The organism is Vibrio sp. CJQ_6, from assembly GCF_043106745.1.
Lineage (GTDB): Bacteria > Pseudomonadota > Gammaproteobacteria > Enterobacterales > Vibrionaceae > Vibrio > Vibrio furnissii.
Genome location: NZ_JBICMV010000008.1, coordinates 774,558 through 789,873 on the forward strand (window position 1 = coordinate 774,558; position 15,316 = coordinate 789,873).

Consider the following 15,316-nt stretch of genomic DNA (forward strand, 5'->3'; position numbering starts at 1 on the left):
CACTATATGTAGGGGTGCATCAGTGTTCGCATTACAAGATAGTGCTATTGAGGGGGTATTGCAAGTTACAGATCGGGGACAGTTTGTGGATAACTAGCAAATTGAAAAAAAACAGTTAGTAGCCACTCACCGATGATCAAAGAGCAGAATTGATTGTAGAAAATCGTCATTTCAAGATTGGTTTTTTCATAACCACGATCGAAAAAAAATATCTTGATCTTTAGGTAAAAACTCTAGTGTGTTCCGGATTGATTAAAGTGGAATCTAGAGCACAAAAAACACGCTAAAAATCGATCGTAGAGTGTGCTATTTGACCATCGACTTTTAGCGTATAACACCCCTTAAATCAGGCGTGTATGGATGATGTAGTTGACGTCAACGTTTGCGCCTAAACGGTACGTGTCGGTCAGCGGGTTATAGAGTAATCCGGTGATGCCTTGCTCTTGTAAAGGTGTTGCATCGATCATCTTGAGCAGCTCAGAAGGACGAATGAATTTCTCATGGTCGTGCGTACCTTCCGGTACAATCTTGAGCAGCTTTTCCGCGCCGACAATCGCGAACAAGTATGACTTAAAGTTGCGATTGAGTGTAGAGAAGAACACATGACCACCGGGTTTGACCAACGCTGCGCATGATTGAATCACGGACAGTGGGTCGGGCACGTGCTCAAGCATTTCCATGCAAGTCACGACGTCATAAGTCTGTGGGTTCTCTTGCGCGTGATCTTCAATGGTACTTTGGATGTAAGTCAGCTTCGTGCCCGTTTCAAGAGCGTGTAGACGAGCAACTTCTAATGGCTCTTTGCCCATATCCAAACCCGTCACGTGGGCACCTTCGCGGGCCATACTCTCCGCAAGAATACCACCACCACAGCCCACATCGAGCACCGTTTTACCAAACAGCCCGTCGGCGCGTTCTAGCACATAGTTCAGACGCAGTGGGTTAATCTGATGAAGGGGTTTGAATTCGCCTTCAAGATCCCACCAACGTGAGGCCATCTCTTCAAATTTCTTGATTTCATTGGGGTCGACGTTTTGCGGTTTGCTCATGCTACTCGTTGCCTGTGTTATGCATCCATGAATAAGGGGGCATTATAGCGCCGTTGTCATTTCGCACCACTTGTTATCTTTGATTCCCAAATGGATGGACAAAAAATAACCGCTTATCAGTTGGATATGGGAGGAATGTGTAAATTCTCAGCAGTTGATTCACAACAAAGGTCACAACCTGATAAAAGGGGAGGGAAAGTGATGCCGAAGCTTAGGAACTTGTGTTATATTTTTTCACCTTATAAGTATCAATAATATTCAGGTCTTTCTGCATTCAATGTTTCATGCTGAGATTGGCATGCGCTGAATGTTGTCTGGATATACCGATCAAACTATAGAGGGATAATGGCTCTATGAGCGATCTAGCTAAAGAGATCACGCCCGTAAACATTGAAGATGAGCTTCGAGGTTCATACCTAGACTACGCGATGTCAGTTATCGTCGGTCGTGCTCTTCCAGATGTGCGTGATGGCCTAAAACCAGTTCACCGTCGCGTTTTGTTCGCGATGAACGTTCTGGGGAACGATTGGAACAAAGCATATAAAAAATCTGCCCGTGTGGTTGGTGACGTTATCGGTAAATATCACCCGCACGGTGATAGCGCGGTATACGATACAATTGTACGTATGGCGCAGCCGTTCTCACTCCGCTACATGTTGGTCGATGGCCAAGGTAACTTCGGCTCGATTGATGGTGACTCAGCGGCGGCAATGCGTTACACCGAAGTACGTATGGCAAAAATTGCCCATGAGTTGCTGGCAGACCTTGATAAAGAAACCGTGGATTACGTACCAAACTATGATGGTACTGAACAGATCCCTGCGGTTCTTCCGACCAAAATTCCTAACTTGCTGGTCAACGGTGCCTCTGGTATCGCAGTAGGTATGGCAACCAATATCCCACCGCATAACTTGACGGAAGTGATTGATGGTTGCTTGGCATTCATTGACAACGAAAGCATCACCATTGATGAGTTGATGGATTACATTCCGGGCCCGGATTTCCCAACGGCAGCATTGATCAGTGGCCGCAAAGGCATCGTTGATGCATACAAAACCGGCCGCGGCAAAATTTACATGCGCTCAAAAGCTGAAATTGAGGCGGATAAGCACGGTAAAGAAACCATCATCGTGACCGAAATTCCTTATCAGGTGAACAAAGCTCGCCTGATCGAGAAAATTGCGGAGCTGGTGAAAGACAAGAAAGTAGAAGGCATCAGTGCACTGCGCGACGAGTCAGATAAAGACGGTATGCGTATTGTGATTGAATGTAAGCGTGACGCGGTTGGCGAAGTGGTTCTGAACAACCTCTACGCGAACACTCAGCTACAAACCACTTTCGGTATCAACATGGTCGCGCTGGACAATGGTCAGCCGAAACTGTTTAACCTGAAAGAGATGCTGAAATGTTTCGTCGATCACCGCCGTGAAGTGGTGACACGTCGTACCATTTTTGAACTGCGTAAAGCGCGTGAACGTGCACATATCCTTGAAGGTTTGGCACTGGCGCTGGCCAACATCGACGACATCATCGACTTGATCCGTAAAGCATCGACGCCTGCTGAAGCGAAAGCAGGTTTGGTTGCACGTGGTTGGGCTTTGGGTAACGTTGCGGCGATGCTTGAGCGCGCGGGTACCGATGCAGCACGTCCTGAGTGGCTTGAGCCGCAATACGGTATTCGTGACGGCCAGTACTTCCTGACTGAACAGCAAGCGCAAGCGATTCTGGATCTGCGTCTACACAAACTGACCGGTCTGGAACACGAGAAGATTCTTGACGAATACAAACAGCTTCTGGAAGAGATCGCTGAACTGATGCACATTCTGGCTAGCACAGAACGTCTGATGGAAGTGATCCGCGAAGAACTGCAAGCTGTGCGTGATGGTTACGGTGACGCGCGTCGCACTGAAATCACCGCAGCAAGCCATGACATTGATCTGGAAGAACTGATCGCGCGTGAAGACGTGGTGGTCACGCTGTCTCACGAAGGTTACGTGAAATACCAGTTACTGAGCGACTACGAAGCTCAGCGTCGTGGTGGTAAAGGTAAGAGTGCGACTCGCATGAAAGATGAAGACTACATTGAACGTCTTCTGGTTGCGAATACGCACGACAACATCCTGTGCTTCTCGACTCGCGGTAAGACCTACCGCATGAAAGTGTATCAATTGCCGCTGGCAAGCCGCACCGCGCGTGGTAAGCCAATCGTCAACTTGCTGCCGTTGGAAGATAACGAGCGCATCACTGCAATTCTGCCAGTGACAGAATTTAGTGATGATAAGTTCATCTTCATGGCAACCGGTGACGGTACAGTGAAGAAAACTTCTTTGGATCAGTTCTCCAACGTACGTTCGAATGGCCTTATCGCCGTGAACCTGCGTGACGACGATTCTCTGATTGGTGTCGATATCACCAACGGCGACAGCGAAATCATGCTGTTCTCGAAATCAGGTAAAGTGGTTCGCTTCAACGAAGATCAAGTTCGTGCCATGGGCCGTACTGCGTCAGGTGTTCGCGGTATGAAGCTAATGGAAGGTGACCAAGTGGTTTCACTGATCGTACCGAAGACTGATGGCGATATCCTGACTGTGACTGAAAATGGTTACGGTAAACGTACTGTTCTGGCGGAATACCCAGCGAAGAGCCGTGCAACACAGGGTGTAGTCTCGATTAAAGTCTCTGAGCGTAATGGCCGAGTTGTCGGTGCCGTTCAAGCGGACGAAGGCGACGAATTCATGATGATCACCAATGCGGGCACACTGGTACGTACTCGTGTGGCAGAGGTGAGTCAAGTAGGTCGTAACACCCAGGGTGTTACGCTCATTCGTACCTCTGAAGACGAACAAGTGGTTGGTCTGCAACGTATTGAAGAAATTGAAGAATCCGAACTTCTTGAAGGAGAAGAAGGTTCAGAGATGACGGAAAACGTTGACGCGGCGGAAGCACCAGAAGCGCCAACAGAAGGTGATTCTGAAGCGTAACGCTTCACAAATTAAAAAGCCGGGCAAATTAGCCCGGCTTTTTTGTATCCTCAAGAAAGGCAATTAAATAGTTGAGTCGCACACTGGGTTAATAAAACGGTTTTAATATAGCTGGTGAACATTATTTAAAAATGCCGCTGTTAAAATTGACGATCATCAATTTTGTTCTTCGATCATACCGCTATGCCGCTTTAATTTGAGAATAAACGTTGGGTGATGTTGTTCTATTTTAGTGACAATTTTCCTTTATAAAGAGTAGGTTATCATCATTTTTTTGGCCTGTCGGTTTCCACGTTAGGTGCATAAAATAACGGCAATGCTACGTCGATATATAATAAAACGATCGTTGAATTGTTGATCAAATATAAGTGAACGGATCGGCGAGTTTTATTTGCGTTCTTTTTAACTTTAGCGGAAATAATGTGACGATTATTCCAATATTTAAATTTACACAACACTGACAAAGAGAAAATGTTATTATTTCCTCAGTGCAAATAATAATCAGCAGGAAAAGGCAGTGGACTATTCAGTGATTACACAGTTGAAAAAAGACTTTTACGCGCAAATTAGCGCGCTGCAGTCGTGCACGCTGCCGCAGTCGAAACCAACGTTGTCTATCCTCACGCCAGAAGAGTTGAAAGAGCTAGAACAATTGTGGGTTGAATTGGCCGTATGGAAGAAAACCCAAAGTCACTAATGCTCTGAACACGCTGAATTTTTGCAAACCCAGTTTACTCGTAAAGAGGCTGGGTTTTTTGTTGCGCAAATTTCAAATTGTTATAATATAACATTTATAGTAGTTTTGTGATCTTTTCGTTGAAAAGTGGGGTATCAGACCCCATAGTAAAGTCACAAGTAAGGTATAAGAATGCATACAATAACCAGCATGCATCCAGTAATGAATCAGGTGAGTGCAGATATGGCGGAAGTAAGAGCCAGAGTTGATTTAAAAGTAGGTGCGAAAAGTAATATTGATGCAGAAATCCTGTCTTTCAGAGGATTGAAGACCGATAAAGAGCACGTTGCCGTCATTTTCAAGTCAGCAGATAAAACCCAAGAAGTTCCACTCGTGCGCATGCACTCTGAATGTCTCACTGGCGATGTATTCCATTCATCGCGTTGTGATTGTGGTGAGCAACTCGAAGAAACGATCGCGAAAATGGGCGAACATGGCGGGATCATTTTGTATCTGCGTCAAGAAGGTCGTGGTATTGGCCTTTACAATAAGATTGATGCTTACCGACTACAAAGTCAGGGCATGGATACGTATCAAGCCAACAATCATCTTGGTTTTAGCGATGATCTTCGCGATTTTGCTGAAGCCGCTCAGATGCTGAACGCACTGAACGTCAATAAAATTCGCTTAGTGACGAATAACCCGAAAAAAATTCGTGAACTGAAAGAGTATGGGATCGAGATCGTGGAAGTCGTCCACACTGCTGCACACATCAAGTCAGGCAACGAGAACTACTTGAAAGCTAAAGTGGCGCACGGTAAACATCAGCTCAAACTCTGAGCAATTTTCGCTAATCGTTGATAAAAGCCTCACTTCGGTGAGGTTTTTTTCGTTACAGCTTGCAAAAAAAATGTAAATTTGTATTATCGCGGCTAAAAGTGCAAATGATAATAATTAGCACTAGCAATGAATCATGCTCAACAAGGATGCTTAAATGAAAGTTAAGTCACTTTTAGTCCAATCTATCGCAGCATCTCTGGCACTGGCCAGCAGTGCTAGTTTTGCCGCTGTCACCCAGGATCAGGTGGTCGCTCATTACGCCGATATCGCGCACGCTGTCTTTTCTGACTCGCTCACCACGGCAAAGAATCTTGAGAAATCAATCGATTCGTTCCTTGCTGCACCTTCTGAAGCCAAACTTCAGCAAGTGAAACAAGCATGGATTGTCGCACGCGTTCCTTACCAACAGTCTGAAGTTTTCCGTTTTGGTAACGCGGTCGTTGATGATTGGGAAGGCCAATTGAATGCATGGCCACTCGATGAAGGCCTGATTGATTACGTGTCCGACGATTACCAATATGAATTGGGTAATGAAGGCGCGAGCGCAAACATCGTTGGCAACGCGTCGATCACCATTGGTGCGACCACCATCGATGCTTCTAAAATTACGCCGGAGCTGATTGCAAGCCTGAATGAGGTCGGTGGTTCTGAGGCTAACGTTGCGTCCGGATATCACGCCATTGAATTCCTGCTTTGGGGCCAAGATTTGCACGGCACTCAAGCGGGTGCGGGTGAACGCCCATACACCGACTATGCTCAAGGTGATGCTTGTACGCATGGCAATTGTGATCGCCGCGCTCAATACCTGAAAGCATCTGCACAACTGTTGGTGCAAGATCTCGAGTGGATGGAAAAGCAGTGGTCTGAAAAAGAGAAAGGCAATTACCGTGAAGCGCTGTTGGCGGATTCATCAACGAATGGCTTGCGTAAAATGCTGTTTGGCATGGGGTCGCTGTCATTGGGTGAACTGGCTGGTGAGCGCATGAAAGTGGCTCTGGAAGCGAACTCTACTGAAGATGAGCACGATTGTTTCTCAGACAACACGCACAACTCTCACTTCTATGACGAGCAAGGCATCTACAATATCTACACCGGTACGTACACGCGTGCAGATGGCTCAACGCTAACGGGTGCTTCGATTTACGATTTGGTTGCACAGAAAGATGACGTCGCTGCGAAAGAAATCATGAAGCAATTCGATGCGGCGCGCGCTCAAGTGGGTGAGCTGGTGAATTCGGCAGAGAAAAACAATCAGCATTTCGACCAACTGATTGCGGCAGACAACAAAGCGGGTAACGCGCTGGTGAACAAAGCTATCATGGCTTTGGTGGCGCAGACGGCTTCAATTGAACGTGCTGCAAACGTGATTGGTATCGATAACCTGAACCCAGATACTGCGGATCACGAATTCTAAAAATCGATCGTAGGAGCCCGCGTCGCAGGGCTCTTTTTACCCAATCCTCAGCGTGTCAAAGAGCGTATTTTTGTCATGTATGGCGATTGGGTTTCTTGCTTTTTATTACACGAGAAGAATGGAATGAAGTTGTATTACTCCGCGCTCCTTCTTGGATTGATGTCGGCATCCGCGCTGGCGGGTGAACCCAAATCTGGCGGTGGTACTAGCACCACCAAATCAGGGCAGAATGCGTATTCAATGCCTGCCTCCAACTTACCGCTGTCTAAGCGCCTCGATTTCAGTGTCGGCAACAGTTTCTTTCGCAATCCTTGGGTCGCAGCGCCGTCGTCAACGGAAGCCCGTGATGGCCTTGGCCCGCTGTTTAATACCAACGGGTGTCAAAACTGCCACATCAAAGATGGCCGGGGTCATCCTCCAGAAGAAAACGACACGCAAGCGGTCTCTATGCTGGTGCGCATGAGCATTCCCGCCACATCACCTGAAGACCACGCGCTGTATGAAAAAGAGGGCGTGGTGCCAGAGCCAACGTATGGCGCTCAACTGCAAGATTTTGCCTTGCCGGGTAAAAAGCCGGAAGGGCAGATCCACATCACCTACGATGACGTGGCGGTGCACTTTGCCGATGGTACGCCGGTGATGCTTAGAAAGCCGAATGTGTCTATTGTTGAATTAGCGTATGGTCCGTTGCATGCAGATACACAGTTGTCTGCGCGTGTGGCGCCACCCATGATTGGTTTGGGATTGCTTGAAAGTATCCCGGAATCGACACTGCTTGAGTGGGCAGACGAACACGATCTCAACCGTGATGGGATTTCTGGCAAACTGAACCGCGTATGGGACGTTCAAGCCGAGAAAACCGTCATCGGTCGATTTGGCTGGAAAGCTGGTCAACCTTCGTTAATGCAACAAAATGCGGCGGCATTTAATGGTGACATTGGTTTAACCAGTCGGTTGTATCCACACGAAAACTGTACAACGAAGCAAACACTGTGCGACAGTTTGCCCAACGGCGGTACGCCGGAAGTGAGCGATAATATTCTCGATTTCGTTGAGTTTTACTCGCAACATTTGGCGGTGCCGGTACGACGGAATCTTGATGATCCACAAGTCATGAAAGGTGAACAGTTATTTCATGACAGCGGCTGTGTGGCATGCCACAAAACGCAGGTGGTGACGGCCAAACGCGCGTACCTTCCCGCGCTGTCAGAGCAGACGATCCATCCCTATACGGATCTGCTGTTGCATGATATGGGCGAAGGGCTGAGCGATGGCCGACCAGAAGCATTGGCGAGCGCACAAGAGTGGCGAACGCCACCGCTGTGGGGCATCGGGTATACGCAGGAAGTCAACGGACATACCTATTATCTGCATGACGGACGTGCGCGAAATGTAATGGAAGCGGTGTTGTGGCATGGCGGTGAAGCGAAAGCGTCGCGTGATCGTGTGTTGCAATTTGATCAACAACAGCGTGAAGCGCTGATCGCATTTTTGAATTCTTTATAGGTGTGAGAATGACGTTTAAATCAATGACACCAGTGGCACTCGCGCTGGTTTTGTCTGCTTGTCAAAGCACAGGGATGCCAGATTCCAAAGCCGAGCAGACACAACATGTCAGCCAGCCAGTGTACGTGCTGGAATATCAATCCGCGGAACGCTTTAAAACAGAGGCGGACCAATTGGCTCAGGCGTTTGGCCGTTATTGTGAACAGGCCGATCTGGATACGGATCCGTTGAAAACGCAGTGGCATCAAACCATGACGGCATGGATGGCGCTGCAAGGGCAGGAGCGTGGCCCGGCGGCGGCACTGGAACAGAGCTGGAATGTGCAATTCTGGCCTGATAAAAAGAACACCACCGGTCGCAAGATGGCTGCGTTAGTGCATCAAGACCGCGCATGGAGTGCTGAGCAAATTGCGCAGCAGAGTGTGACCGTGCAAGGGTTGGGGGCGTTGGAATGGTTACTGTACGATGCGACATCTCCGCTGACATCGGCACCGAAATCGGCGTGCCAATCGGCGTTGGGGATTAGCCAAAACTTGGCCAATAAAGCCGATGTGATTGCGCAAGCGTGGCAGCAGAACCCCTGGAAATCGATGGACGTCGCAACGTGGGAATCGGAATACATAGCGCTGCTATCGAATCAGTTGGAACATGCGATGTCGAAAATGACACGCCCACTGGCCAATGTTGGCAAACCGCGTCCCTATTTCTCGGAATCTTGGCGTTCGAAAACGTCCATGCTGAACCTGAAAGCAAACGTAGAAGCGATGCAGGCGCTTTATTTGGCAAGCCTGGATGGGCAACTTCGTGAGCGTAATCTGGTTGAACTGGCTGATCGCGTGAAAACTCAATACGCCAATCTGGTTGACACTTGGCCTGCGGAACCAAGTTTGTTTGATATGCTGCAAACCAAAGAAGGCTACCGCGACGCGTTGTCTCAGTACAACAAGTTGGATCAACTGAAATACCTGCTGCATGAAGAAGTGGCTGTGGCATTGGGTGTGGTGATCGGGTTTAACTCTAGCGATGGTGACTGATCAAACGCGTCGCTCGCTATTGAAAGCGGCATTGTTTGGCGCCTGTGCGCCGATGATGCCCTTTGGCTGCGCGAGCCAGCCTAACCAAACGCCTGCGCTGATTGGTTGCGCGATTAAAAATCGCAATCAGTTCAGTGCGGTCATTGCCAACAGCCAAGGTCAAGCCATTCACCAATTGCCGCTGCCTGGGCGCGGTCATGGTGTGGCGATTCACCCGACACTGACTCAAGCCGTGGCGTTTGGTCGCCGGCCGGGTGAGTTTTTGATGGTGTTTGATTATCAGACCCAAGCGATGATGCAACTACGCCCAGCAGATGACAATCGTCACTATTATGGTCACGGCGTGTACTCAAACGATGGACAATGGTTGTTTGCGACCGAAGGGGAGCGAGGCACCAGCCGAGGCATCATTGGTGTGTATGATGTCGCGCATCACTATCAGAAAGTGGCAGAATTGACCGGTTTTGGTATTGGCCCACATGAAGTGATTGTGATGCCGGATGATACCTTGGTGATTGGTGTGGGCGGTGTTCATACCAACGGTCGTGAACCGCTTAACATTGCCACCATGAAACCAAGCCTGACTTATTTGTCTGCGGAAGGCGTGATTCTTGATCAGGTATCCTTGCCGGACCATCATCTCAGCATTCGTCATTTGGCGCATGATGGGAGTGAGACGGTGCTGTGTGGTCAGCAATATCGCGGTCAACCCGATGACTACCCATCGTTGGTCGCGATGCATACTCGAGGTGGTGACATGATTCCGCTGTTGGCGGAGCCGGAACAGTGGGCGCGGTTTAACCATTACATCGCGAGCATTGCGGCGACGGATCAATGGATTCTGGCAACGTCGCCTGTGGGCAACTGTTACGGCATTTGGTCAAAAGAGACGCGTGAATTGGTTGAGCTGTCGGCATTGCCAGATGCGTCCGGTGTCGTGGTTCATGGCGACCGTTTTCAGGTCAGCTCCGGTTCGGCCTTGGTCGTGACCAGTGAATATCCGCAACCGGCCCAACAAACGGTGACCAATGTGCAGTGGGACAACCACTGGTCGGCGATTCTCTGACGCAATTCGTGATCGCCTCAAGCGAAAGCGCATTTCTGACACATTGATGAACTAACATATGCCCATTTCTTTTGCCATACTTGATGTATTGGCGAGTGATTTGGGCATTGTGATATGAAGCGTTGTTCATTTGTTGTTTTATTATTGATTTTCTTTAGTTTTCCTTCGGCTTCCTCACCTTACTTTGCCAATCTTGGCTGGGTCGACAGCCGCTCGTCGGTCACGCCTTTACTGCAATACCCGCAACAACTTGAACGCCTTTACCACGAAAACAATGACCAACTCATCTGGACGGATATGCTCACGATGCAGCATTTCGAGCAACAGCTGGATATGATTCGTCGCGCCAACATCAGCCCTTTGTTTGAACGCCAATATCACGCCTTGGTTCAGTATCGAGAAGCGGGCGAATGGTTTGAATATGACTTGCTCGCCACCGACACGTTATTGCTCTATCTCAGTTATGCCGAGCGAGCGCCGCAAGAGGGGATGACTTGGTTTTTTGAAGGCAATCTCAACCATTCGTTACCCTTGCCCAGTGAACAGGCGAGGCTGGCGCTGCATATCGCGGTGGGAATTCATGGCATCACAGATTTAATTGATGAGTATACACCGCAAGATGCGGCCTATCGTCAGTTGGTGAGCGCCTATCGCTATTTGAGTCAGATTGAGCCACAAATGCTGTCAGTGTACGTTCAGGCTCGCTTGAAGAGACCGGGCGATAAATTGGAAGATCGGCGCACGCTGATCCAGCGACTCTCTTTGGTCAACATTGATGTGGCTGGAATCAGTGACAATGTCACGTGGTACGACAACTCGCTGGTGGAACCGGTCAAACAGTTTCAAAAAATGCATGGCTTGAAGGTGGATGGCATCATCGGCCCTGATACGCTGAAGTGGCTCAATATGAAAGTTCCTGAGCGTTTGGCTCTCTTGGCGTTGAACGCGGAGCGGATGCGGCTTTGGAGCACTCAGGATGACACTGTGATTGTCGTTAATGTCCCAGGGTATAATCTCAAATATTGGTACTCGGGCAAGCCTGTGTTTGAATCCAAAGTCGTCGTTGGACGTGTCACACGCCCGACACCCGTTATGTCGACCAAGTTGGATTCTTTGATTCTGAACCCGACGTGGAATGTACCGCACAAAATCATGGTGGAAGATATTCTGCCGATGACCAAGCGTGATGCTTCCTACTTAAGCCGTCATCACATCGATATCATCGAGAGCTGGAAATCAGACCAAACGCTTGATCCCGCGTTGATTGATTGGCAAAACGTCAATCCGAAAACCTTTCCTTACCGCATGCGACAACAGGCTGGCAACCAAAATGCATTGGGGCTGTATAAATTCAACACGCCGAATAAACGGGCGATTTATTTACACGATACACCCAGTAAACATTTGTTTAATCACCCAACACGTGCATTCAGCTCCGGTTGTATTCGGGTGGAACACGCCGATCAGTTTGCCACCGCATTGTTGGAGACGCAGGGCATCAAGCACAGTGAATTGATTCCCAACCCTGACGCAGCCAATCGCGCCATTCCGCTGAAGAAGCGCATTCCCGTGCACATCATTTATCAAACGGTATGGTACGAAGGGGGGGAAGTGCACTATCGGGACGACATTTACCGCTTGGACCGAATCAAACCCAACCGTGGGTGATGCAGTTCAAAATTTACTAAAATATTACACAAGGAAAATTTCTTTACTGGTCAATTAGTAAGCTATTTGACCGGTAAAATGTGACCGAATTAGCACAAATTATGCATTTGATCTTCGCGGAGGAGTCCGGTAGTTTGCCGGATTGTTAAGATCGAATTCCGTAGTTAAAGGTGCTGTTTTGAGTCTGTCACGTCGAGATTTTCTAAAGTTTGCTGGTTCTGGTTTGGTGGTTGCGACTTGTGTCCCGGGGATTGCCCATGCCTCGTATCCCGATAAACCTCGTGTTTTAGCCATGAACAACCTCCATACCGGTGAAACATTAGAAACCTGTTATTTTAATGGTCAACGTTATGTACGTTCTGAATTGCAACGTTTGAATCATATCTGTCGTGACTTTCGTCAGAATGAAGTCCATCAAATGGATAAAAAGCTGTTTGACCAGATTTCGCGCATTCAGGCGGTGTTGGGCACCGAAGCTGAAGTGCAGATCATTTCCGGTTACCGTTCACCAGCCACGAACGAAATGCTGCGCGGGAAGTCATCCGGCGTGGCAAAGAAGAGCTTTCACATGTTAGGGCAGGCCATTGATTTCCGTTTGGATGGTGTGTCGCTCAAACAAATTCATGAAGCGGCGTTGAGCTTAAAAGCGGGCGGCGTGGGTTACTATCCCAAGAGTCAGTTTGTTCACATCGATACCGGCCCCGTTCGCCAGTGGCGTGGCGCCTAGCTTGTCAAATTAGAATGAGAGTGTCATAGTTCGAGCAAATTCGTTGTTCGAACAAGGTTTAGCATGTCTTTAAAATATCAAATTGTTCCCGTAACGCCGTTTGCGCAAAACTGCTCGATCGTCTGGTGTGATGAAACCATGGACGGTATCGTGGTGGATCCGGGCGGTGACGTGAAACAACTGAAAATGATGATTGATGAGCTGGGTGTGAACGTGGTCAAACTGGTGCTCACACATGGCCACTTGGATCACGTCGGTGGCACAGAACCGCTGGCCGCGTTGCTTGGCGGCATTGATATCATTGGCCCTCATAAAGACGATAACTTCTGGTTGCAAGGTTTGGAAGGCCAGAGCCAGATGTTTGGGTTTCCGTTGACCGAGGCGTTTGAACCGACGGCGTGGCTAGACGAGGGCGATACCATCACGTTTGGTCATCAGACGCTGAATGTGTTGCACACACCAGGGCACACACCGGGTCACGTGGTGCTGTTTAGCGACGAAGCGCGCTTAGCCTTTGTGGGTGACGTGCTGTTTAATGGTGCCATTGGTCGTACCGATTTCCCTCGAGGTGACTTCAATACCCTGATCACGTCGATTAAAACCAAACTATGGCCGCTGGGGAACGATGTGACGTTCATTCCGGGTCATGGCCCAACGTCGACCTTTGGTCGAGAGCGTGCAAGCAATCCGTTTGTTGCGGATGAAATGCCGCTTTACTGATTCAGTTCCGGCTCGGCCGCGGCAAGATAGCGCCGAGCCAATCCAACAAACTCCTCAGGACTGCGGTCGAGATCGCTGGCCGAAATAAACACATCATAATCATAGTATTGGCGCTGATAACGCATTCGGTTGGCCAGCATGGCCATCAACCCTTTATACACTTTGCCTTGGTGGCGTTCGCAATAAGGCTCAGCGTCTAACACCATGTCTTCAAATGCGGATTCTTGATTTTTCTGCCGTGCGCCGAGATAAAGCAGCGCGCGTTGACTGAGCAGAATCTCGGTTGCGATGCGCGGACAAATGCCATCGAGATAAGGTTCGTATTGCTTTAGCTTGATCCCAATCCAAGGCAAGGGCTGATACCAGCCTTCCTGCTCATAACTGCAAATGCCGATGCGGCTGATATTATTCCATTTCACCACCCAACCGCCATGAAACAGATGTTGCTGAAAATGGGTCGGCGTGAGTGTGTAACCCACCCAGCTTTTGCGAATGAGCCAATAGCCCAAACCGCACAATGTTGTCATCGCCAAGAGGGAAATCAGCGCTTGCGGCCAGCTTGGTGACAGAATGACCAGAAACAGCGTGGCGACGATCACGACAAAACCCACGACTTTGGCGTAAGGGGAGTTCAGGTCGAAGTGATGATTTGATAAATGAACAGTTTGCATACAGCTCGCTACAATGGTCTGAAATTTCTCTGTATTTATACCCAGTGGTGCGGCAAGTGATCACTTTACCTCATGGTTAAATTGTAGTCATCCATAACAGAAAAGCGTGTTTTTGCCCTCGATCTTGACCAACACCCTACAAAAGGCACTCGAATTTTGTTATAAAACGCGCTTCAAATTTTCACCACTGCGCCTTGTGCAGTGAAATGGAGACATACTCGATGAGACTTGCTCATAAGCGTAACGTGCAGGCTAAACTGCAAAAACGCATTAAAGCGATTGTAGCGAATCTGGCTCAAGCGCCTAAAACAGCAAAGCCTGTAACTGCGAAGCCTGTTGTTGAAAAGAAAGCGGCCGTGAAACCTGTCGCAGAAAAAGTTGCAGCAGCGACAAAAGTAGACGTAGCGTTAACTCCAAAGCAGCAACAGGTACTGGATATCGTTGTTGCGAATGCAGAAGGCATCAATCCTAAGTCGATTGGTCTGGCTGCTGGTCAAGAAGATGCAAAAGCTGCTTCTTGGGCCACCGGCGCTCTGAAAAAACTGCTGGATGAAAATCTTGTGGTGAAAGAGCAACTGGCAGGCAACAAAGTTATCTACAAAGCGAACTAAGTGTCTTTGCCGATAACGACAGTTTGTACGCAAAAAGCCTCGGTTTAGCCGAGGCTTTTTGTTGGGCACGATTCGTCGTTCATCACAGTTTTGATCACTTTCTGTATCAAGTACGTGGTGAAAAACAACTACGTATTTCTATCCTATTCAATTCAACCTTCCCTTCATTAATTCTCAATTAATCAACCAATTATCATTAGTTTTAGCGGATTAGCTACGTAGTTCTACCTACGACCTTGGTGGTATGCGCTGTTTTCGATGTTATCGGAATGCGTAATCACGCTCATTTCCTCTTGCGTTAAGTTCTTCCACAGTGACAACGAACCCATGGCTCGCATGAGCTGAGGAACAAT

General features: G+C 48.5%; 13 protein-coding genes. 11 read left to right on the plus strand and 2 right to left on the minus strand.

What is annotated here, in order from left to right; genetic code table 11:
* Window positions 1–341: 341 nt before the first annotated feature.
* Window positions 342–1,049, minus strand: coding sequence for a bifunctional 2-polyprenyl-6-hydroxyphenol methylase/3-demethylubiquinol 3-O-methyltransferase UbiG (gene ubiG, locus ACF8PK_RS05725; RefSeq protein ID WP_004725659.1), 708 nt, complete (start codon window positions 1,047–1,049; stop codon window positions 342–344).
* Window positions 1,050–1,402: 353 nt separating this feature from the next.
* Between ubiG and gyrA the strand changes: the two genes are divergently transcribed.
* The 10 genes from gyrA to ACF8PK_RS05775 all read left to right on the plus strand — a co-directional run bounded on the left by gyrA (window position 1,403) and on the right by ACF8PK_RS05775 (window position 13,681).
* The gene (gene gyrA / locus ACF8PK_RS05730; protein ID WP_392440470.1) at window positions 1,403–4,030 is read left to right on the plus strand and encodes a DNA topoisomerase (ATP-hydrolyzing) subunit A; all 2,628 of its coding nucleotides are present in this window, start codon (window positions 1,403–1,405) and stop codon (window positions 4,028–4,030) included.
* A 517-nt stretch (window positions 4,031–4,547) separates the two neighbouring features.
* The gene (locus tag ACF8PK_RS05735; protein WP_004725663.1) at window positions 4,548–4,727 is read left to right on the plus strand and encodes a hypothetical protein; all 180 of its coding nucleotides are present in this window, start codon (window positions 4,548–4,550) and stop codon (window positions 4,725–4,727) included.
* Between the two features lie 171 nt (window positions 4,728–4,898).
* A complete protein-coding gene (gene ribA, locus ACF8PK_RS05740; protein WP_004725665.1) occupies window positions 4,899–5,546 on the plus strand; it encodes a GTP cyclohydrolase II in 648 nt (215 codons plus the stop codon).
* 154 nt (window positions 5,547–5,700) lie between these two features.
* Complete coding sequence (locus ACF8PK_RS05745; RefSeq protein WP_392440473.1) at window positions 5,701–6,960, plus strand: imelysin family protein; 1,260 nt, start codon at window positions 5,701–5,703, stop codon at window positions 6,958–6,960.
* 123 nt (window positions 6,961–7,083) lie between these two features.
* Window positions 7,084–8,466: a di-heme oxidoredictase family protein gene (locus tag ACF8PK_RS05750; RefSeq protein WP_392440475.1), complete on the plus strand. Its 1,383-nt coding sequence runs from the start codon at window positions 7,084–7,086 to the stop codon at window positions 8,464–8,466.
* A gap of 8 nt (window positions 8,467–8,474) precedes the next feature.
* Entirely contained in the window at window positions 8,475–9,500 is a 1,026-nt protein-coding gene (locus tag ACF8PK_RS05755) for an imelysin family protein (RefSeq protein WP_286279139.1), read from the plus strand.
* Window positions 9,490–10,566 carry a DUF1513 domain-containing protein gene (locus ACF8PK_RS05760; RefSeq protein WP_014204990.1) on the plus strand — a complete coding sequence of 359 codons (1,077 nt, stop codon included), beginning with the start codon at window positions 9,490–9,492 and terminating at the stop codon, window positions 10,564–10,566. Before ACF8PK_RS05755 ends, ACF8PK_RS05760 begins: the two co-directional genes overlap by 11 nt.
* 114 nt (window positions 10,567–10,680) lie before the next feature.
* Window positions 10,681–12,234 (plus strand): murein L,D-transpeptidase, encoded by a 1,554-nt coding sequence (locus tag ACF8PK_RS05765; RefSeq protein ID WP_392440478.1) that lies wholly within the window; start codon window positions 10,681–10,683, stop codon window positions 12,232–12,234.
* A 178-nt stretch (window positions 12,235–12,412) separates the two neighbouring features.
* The gene (locus tag ACF8PK_RS05770; RefSeq protein WP_014204992.1) at window positions 12,413–12,961 is read left to right on the plus strand and encodes a DUF882 domain-containing protein; all 549 of its coding nucleotides are present in this window, start codon (window positions 12,413–12,415) and stop codon (window positions 12,959–12,961) included.
* A gap of 63 nt (window positions 12,962–13,024) precedes the next feature.
* A complete protein-coding gene (locus ACF8PK_RS05775) occupies window positions 13,025–13,681 on the plus strand; it encodes an MBL fold metallo-hydrolase (RefSeq protein WP_014204993.1) in 657 nt (218 codons plus the stop codon).
* Here ACF8PK_RS05775 and ACF8PK_RS05780 read toward each other — a convergent pair.
* On the minus strand, window positions 13,675–14,352 hold the full coding sequence (locus ACF8PK_RS05780) for a DUF2982 domain-containing protein (RefSeq protein WP_154181217.1): 678 nt from the start codon (window positions 14,350–14,352) through the stop codon (window positions 13,675–13,677). The two genes, ACF8PK_RS05775 and ACF8PK_RS05780, sit on opposite strands and share 7 nt — an antisense overlap.
* A 221-nt stretch (window positions 14,353–14,573) precedes the next feature.
* Here ACF8PK_RS05780 and ACF8PK_RS05785 point away from each other — a divergent pair, with 221 nt between their 5' ends.
* Window positions 14,574–14,963, plus strand: a complete 390-nt coding sequence (locus ACF8PK_RS05785) for a hypothetical protein (protein WP_004725680.1) — start codon at window positions 14,574–14,576, stop codon at window positions 14,961–14,963.
* The last annotated feature ends 353 nt before the right edge of the window (window positions 14,964–15,316 follow it).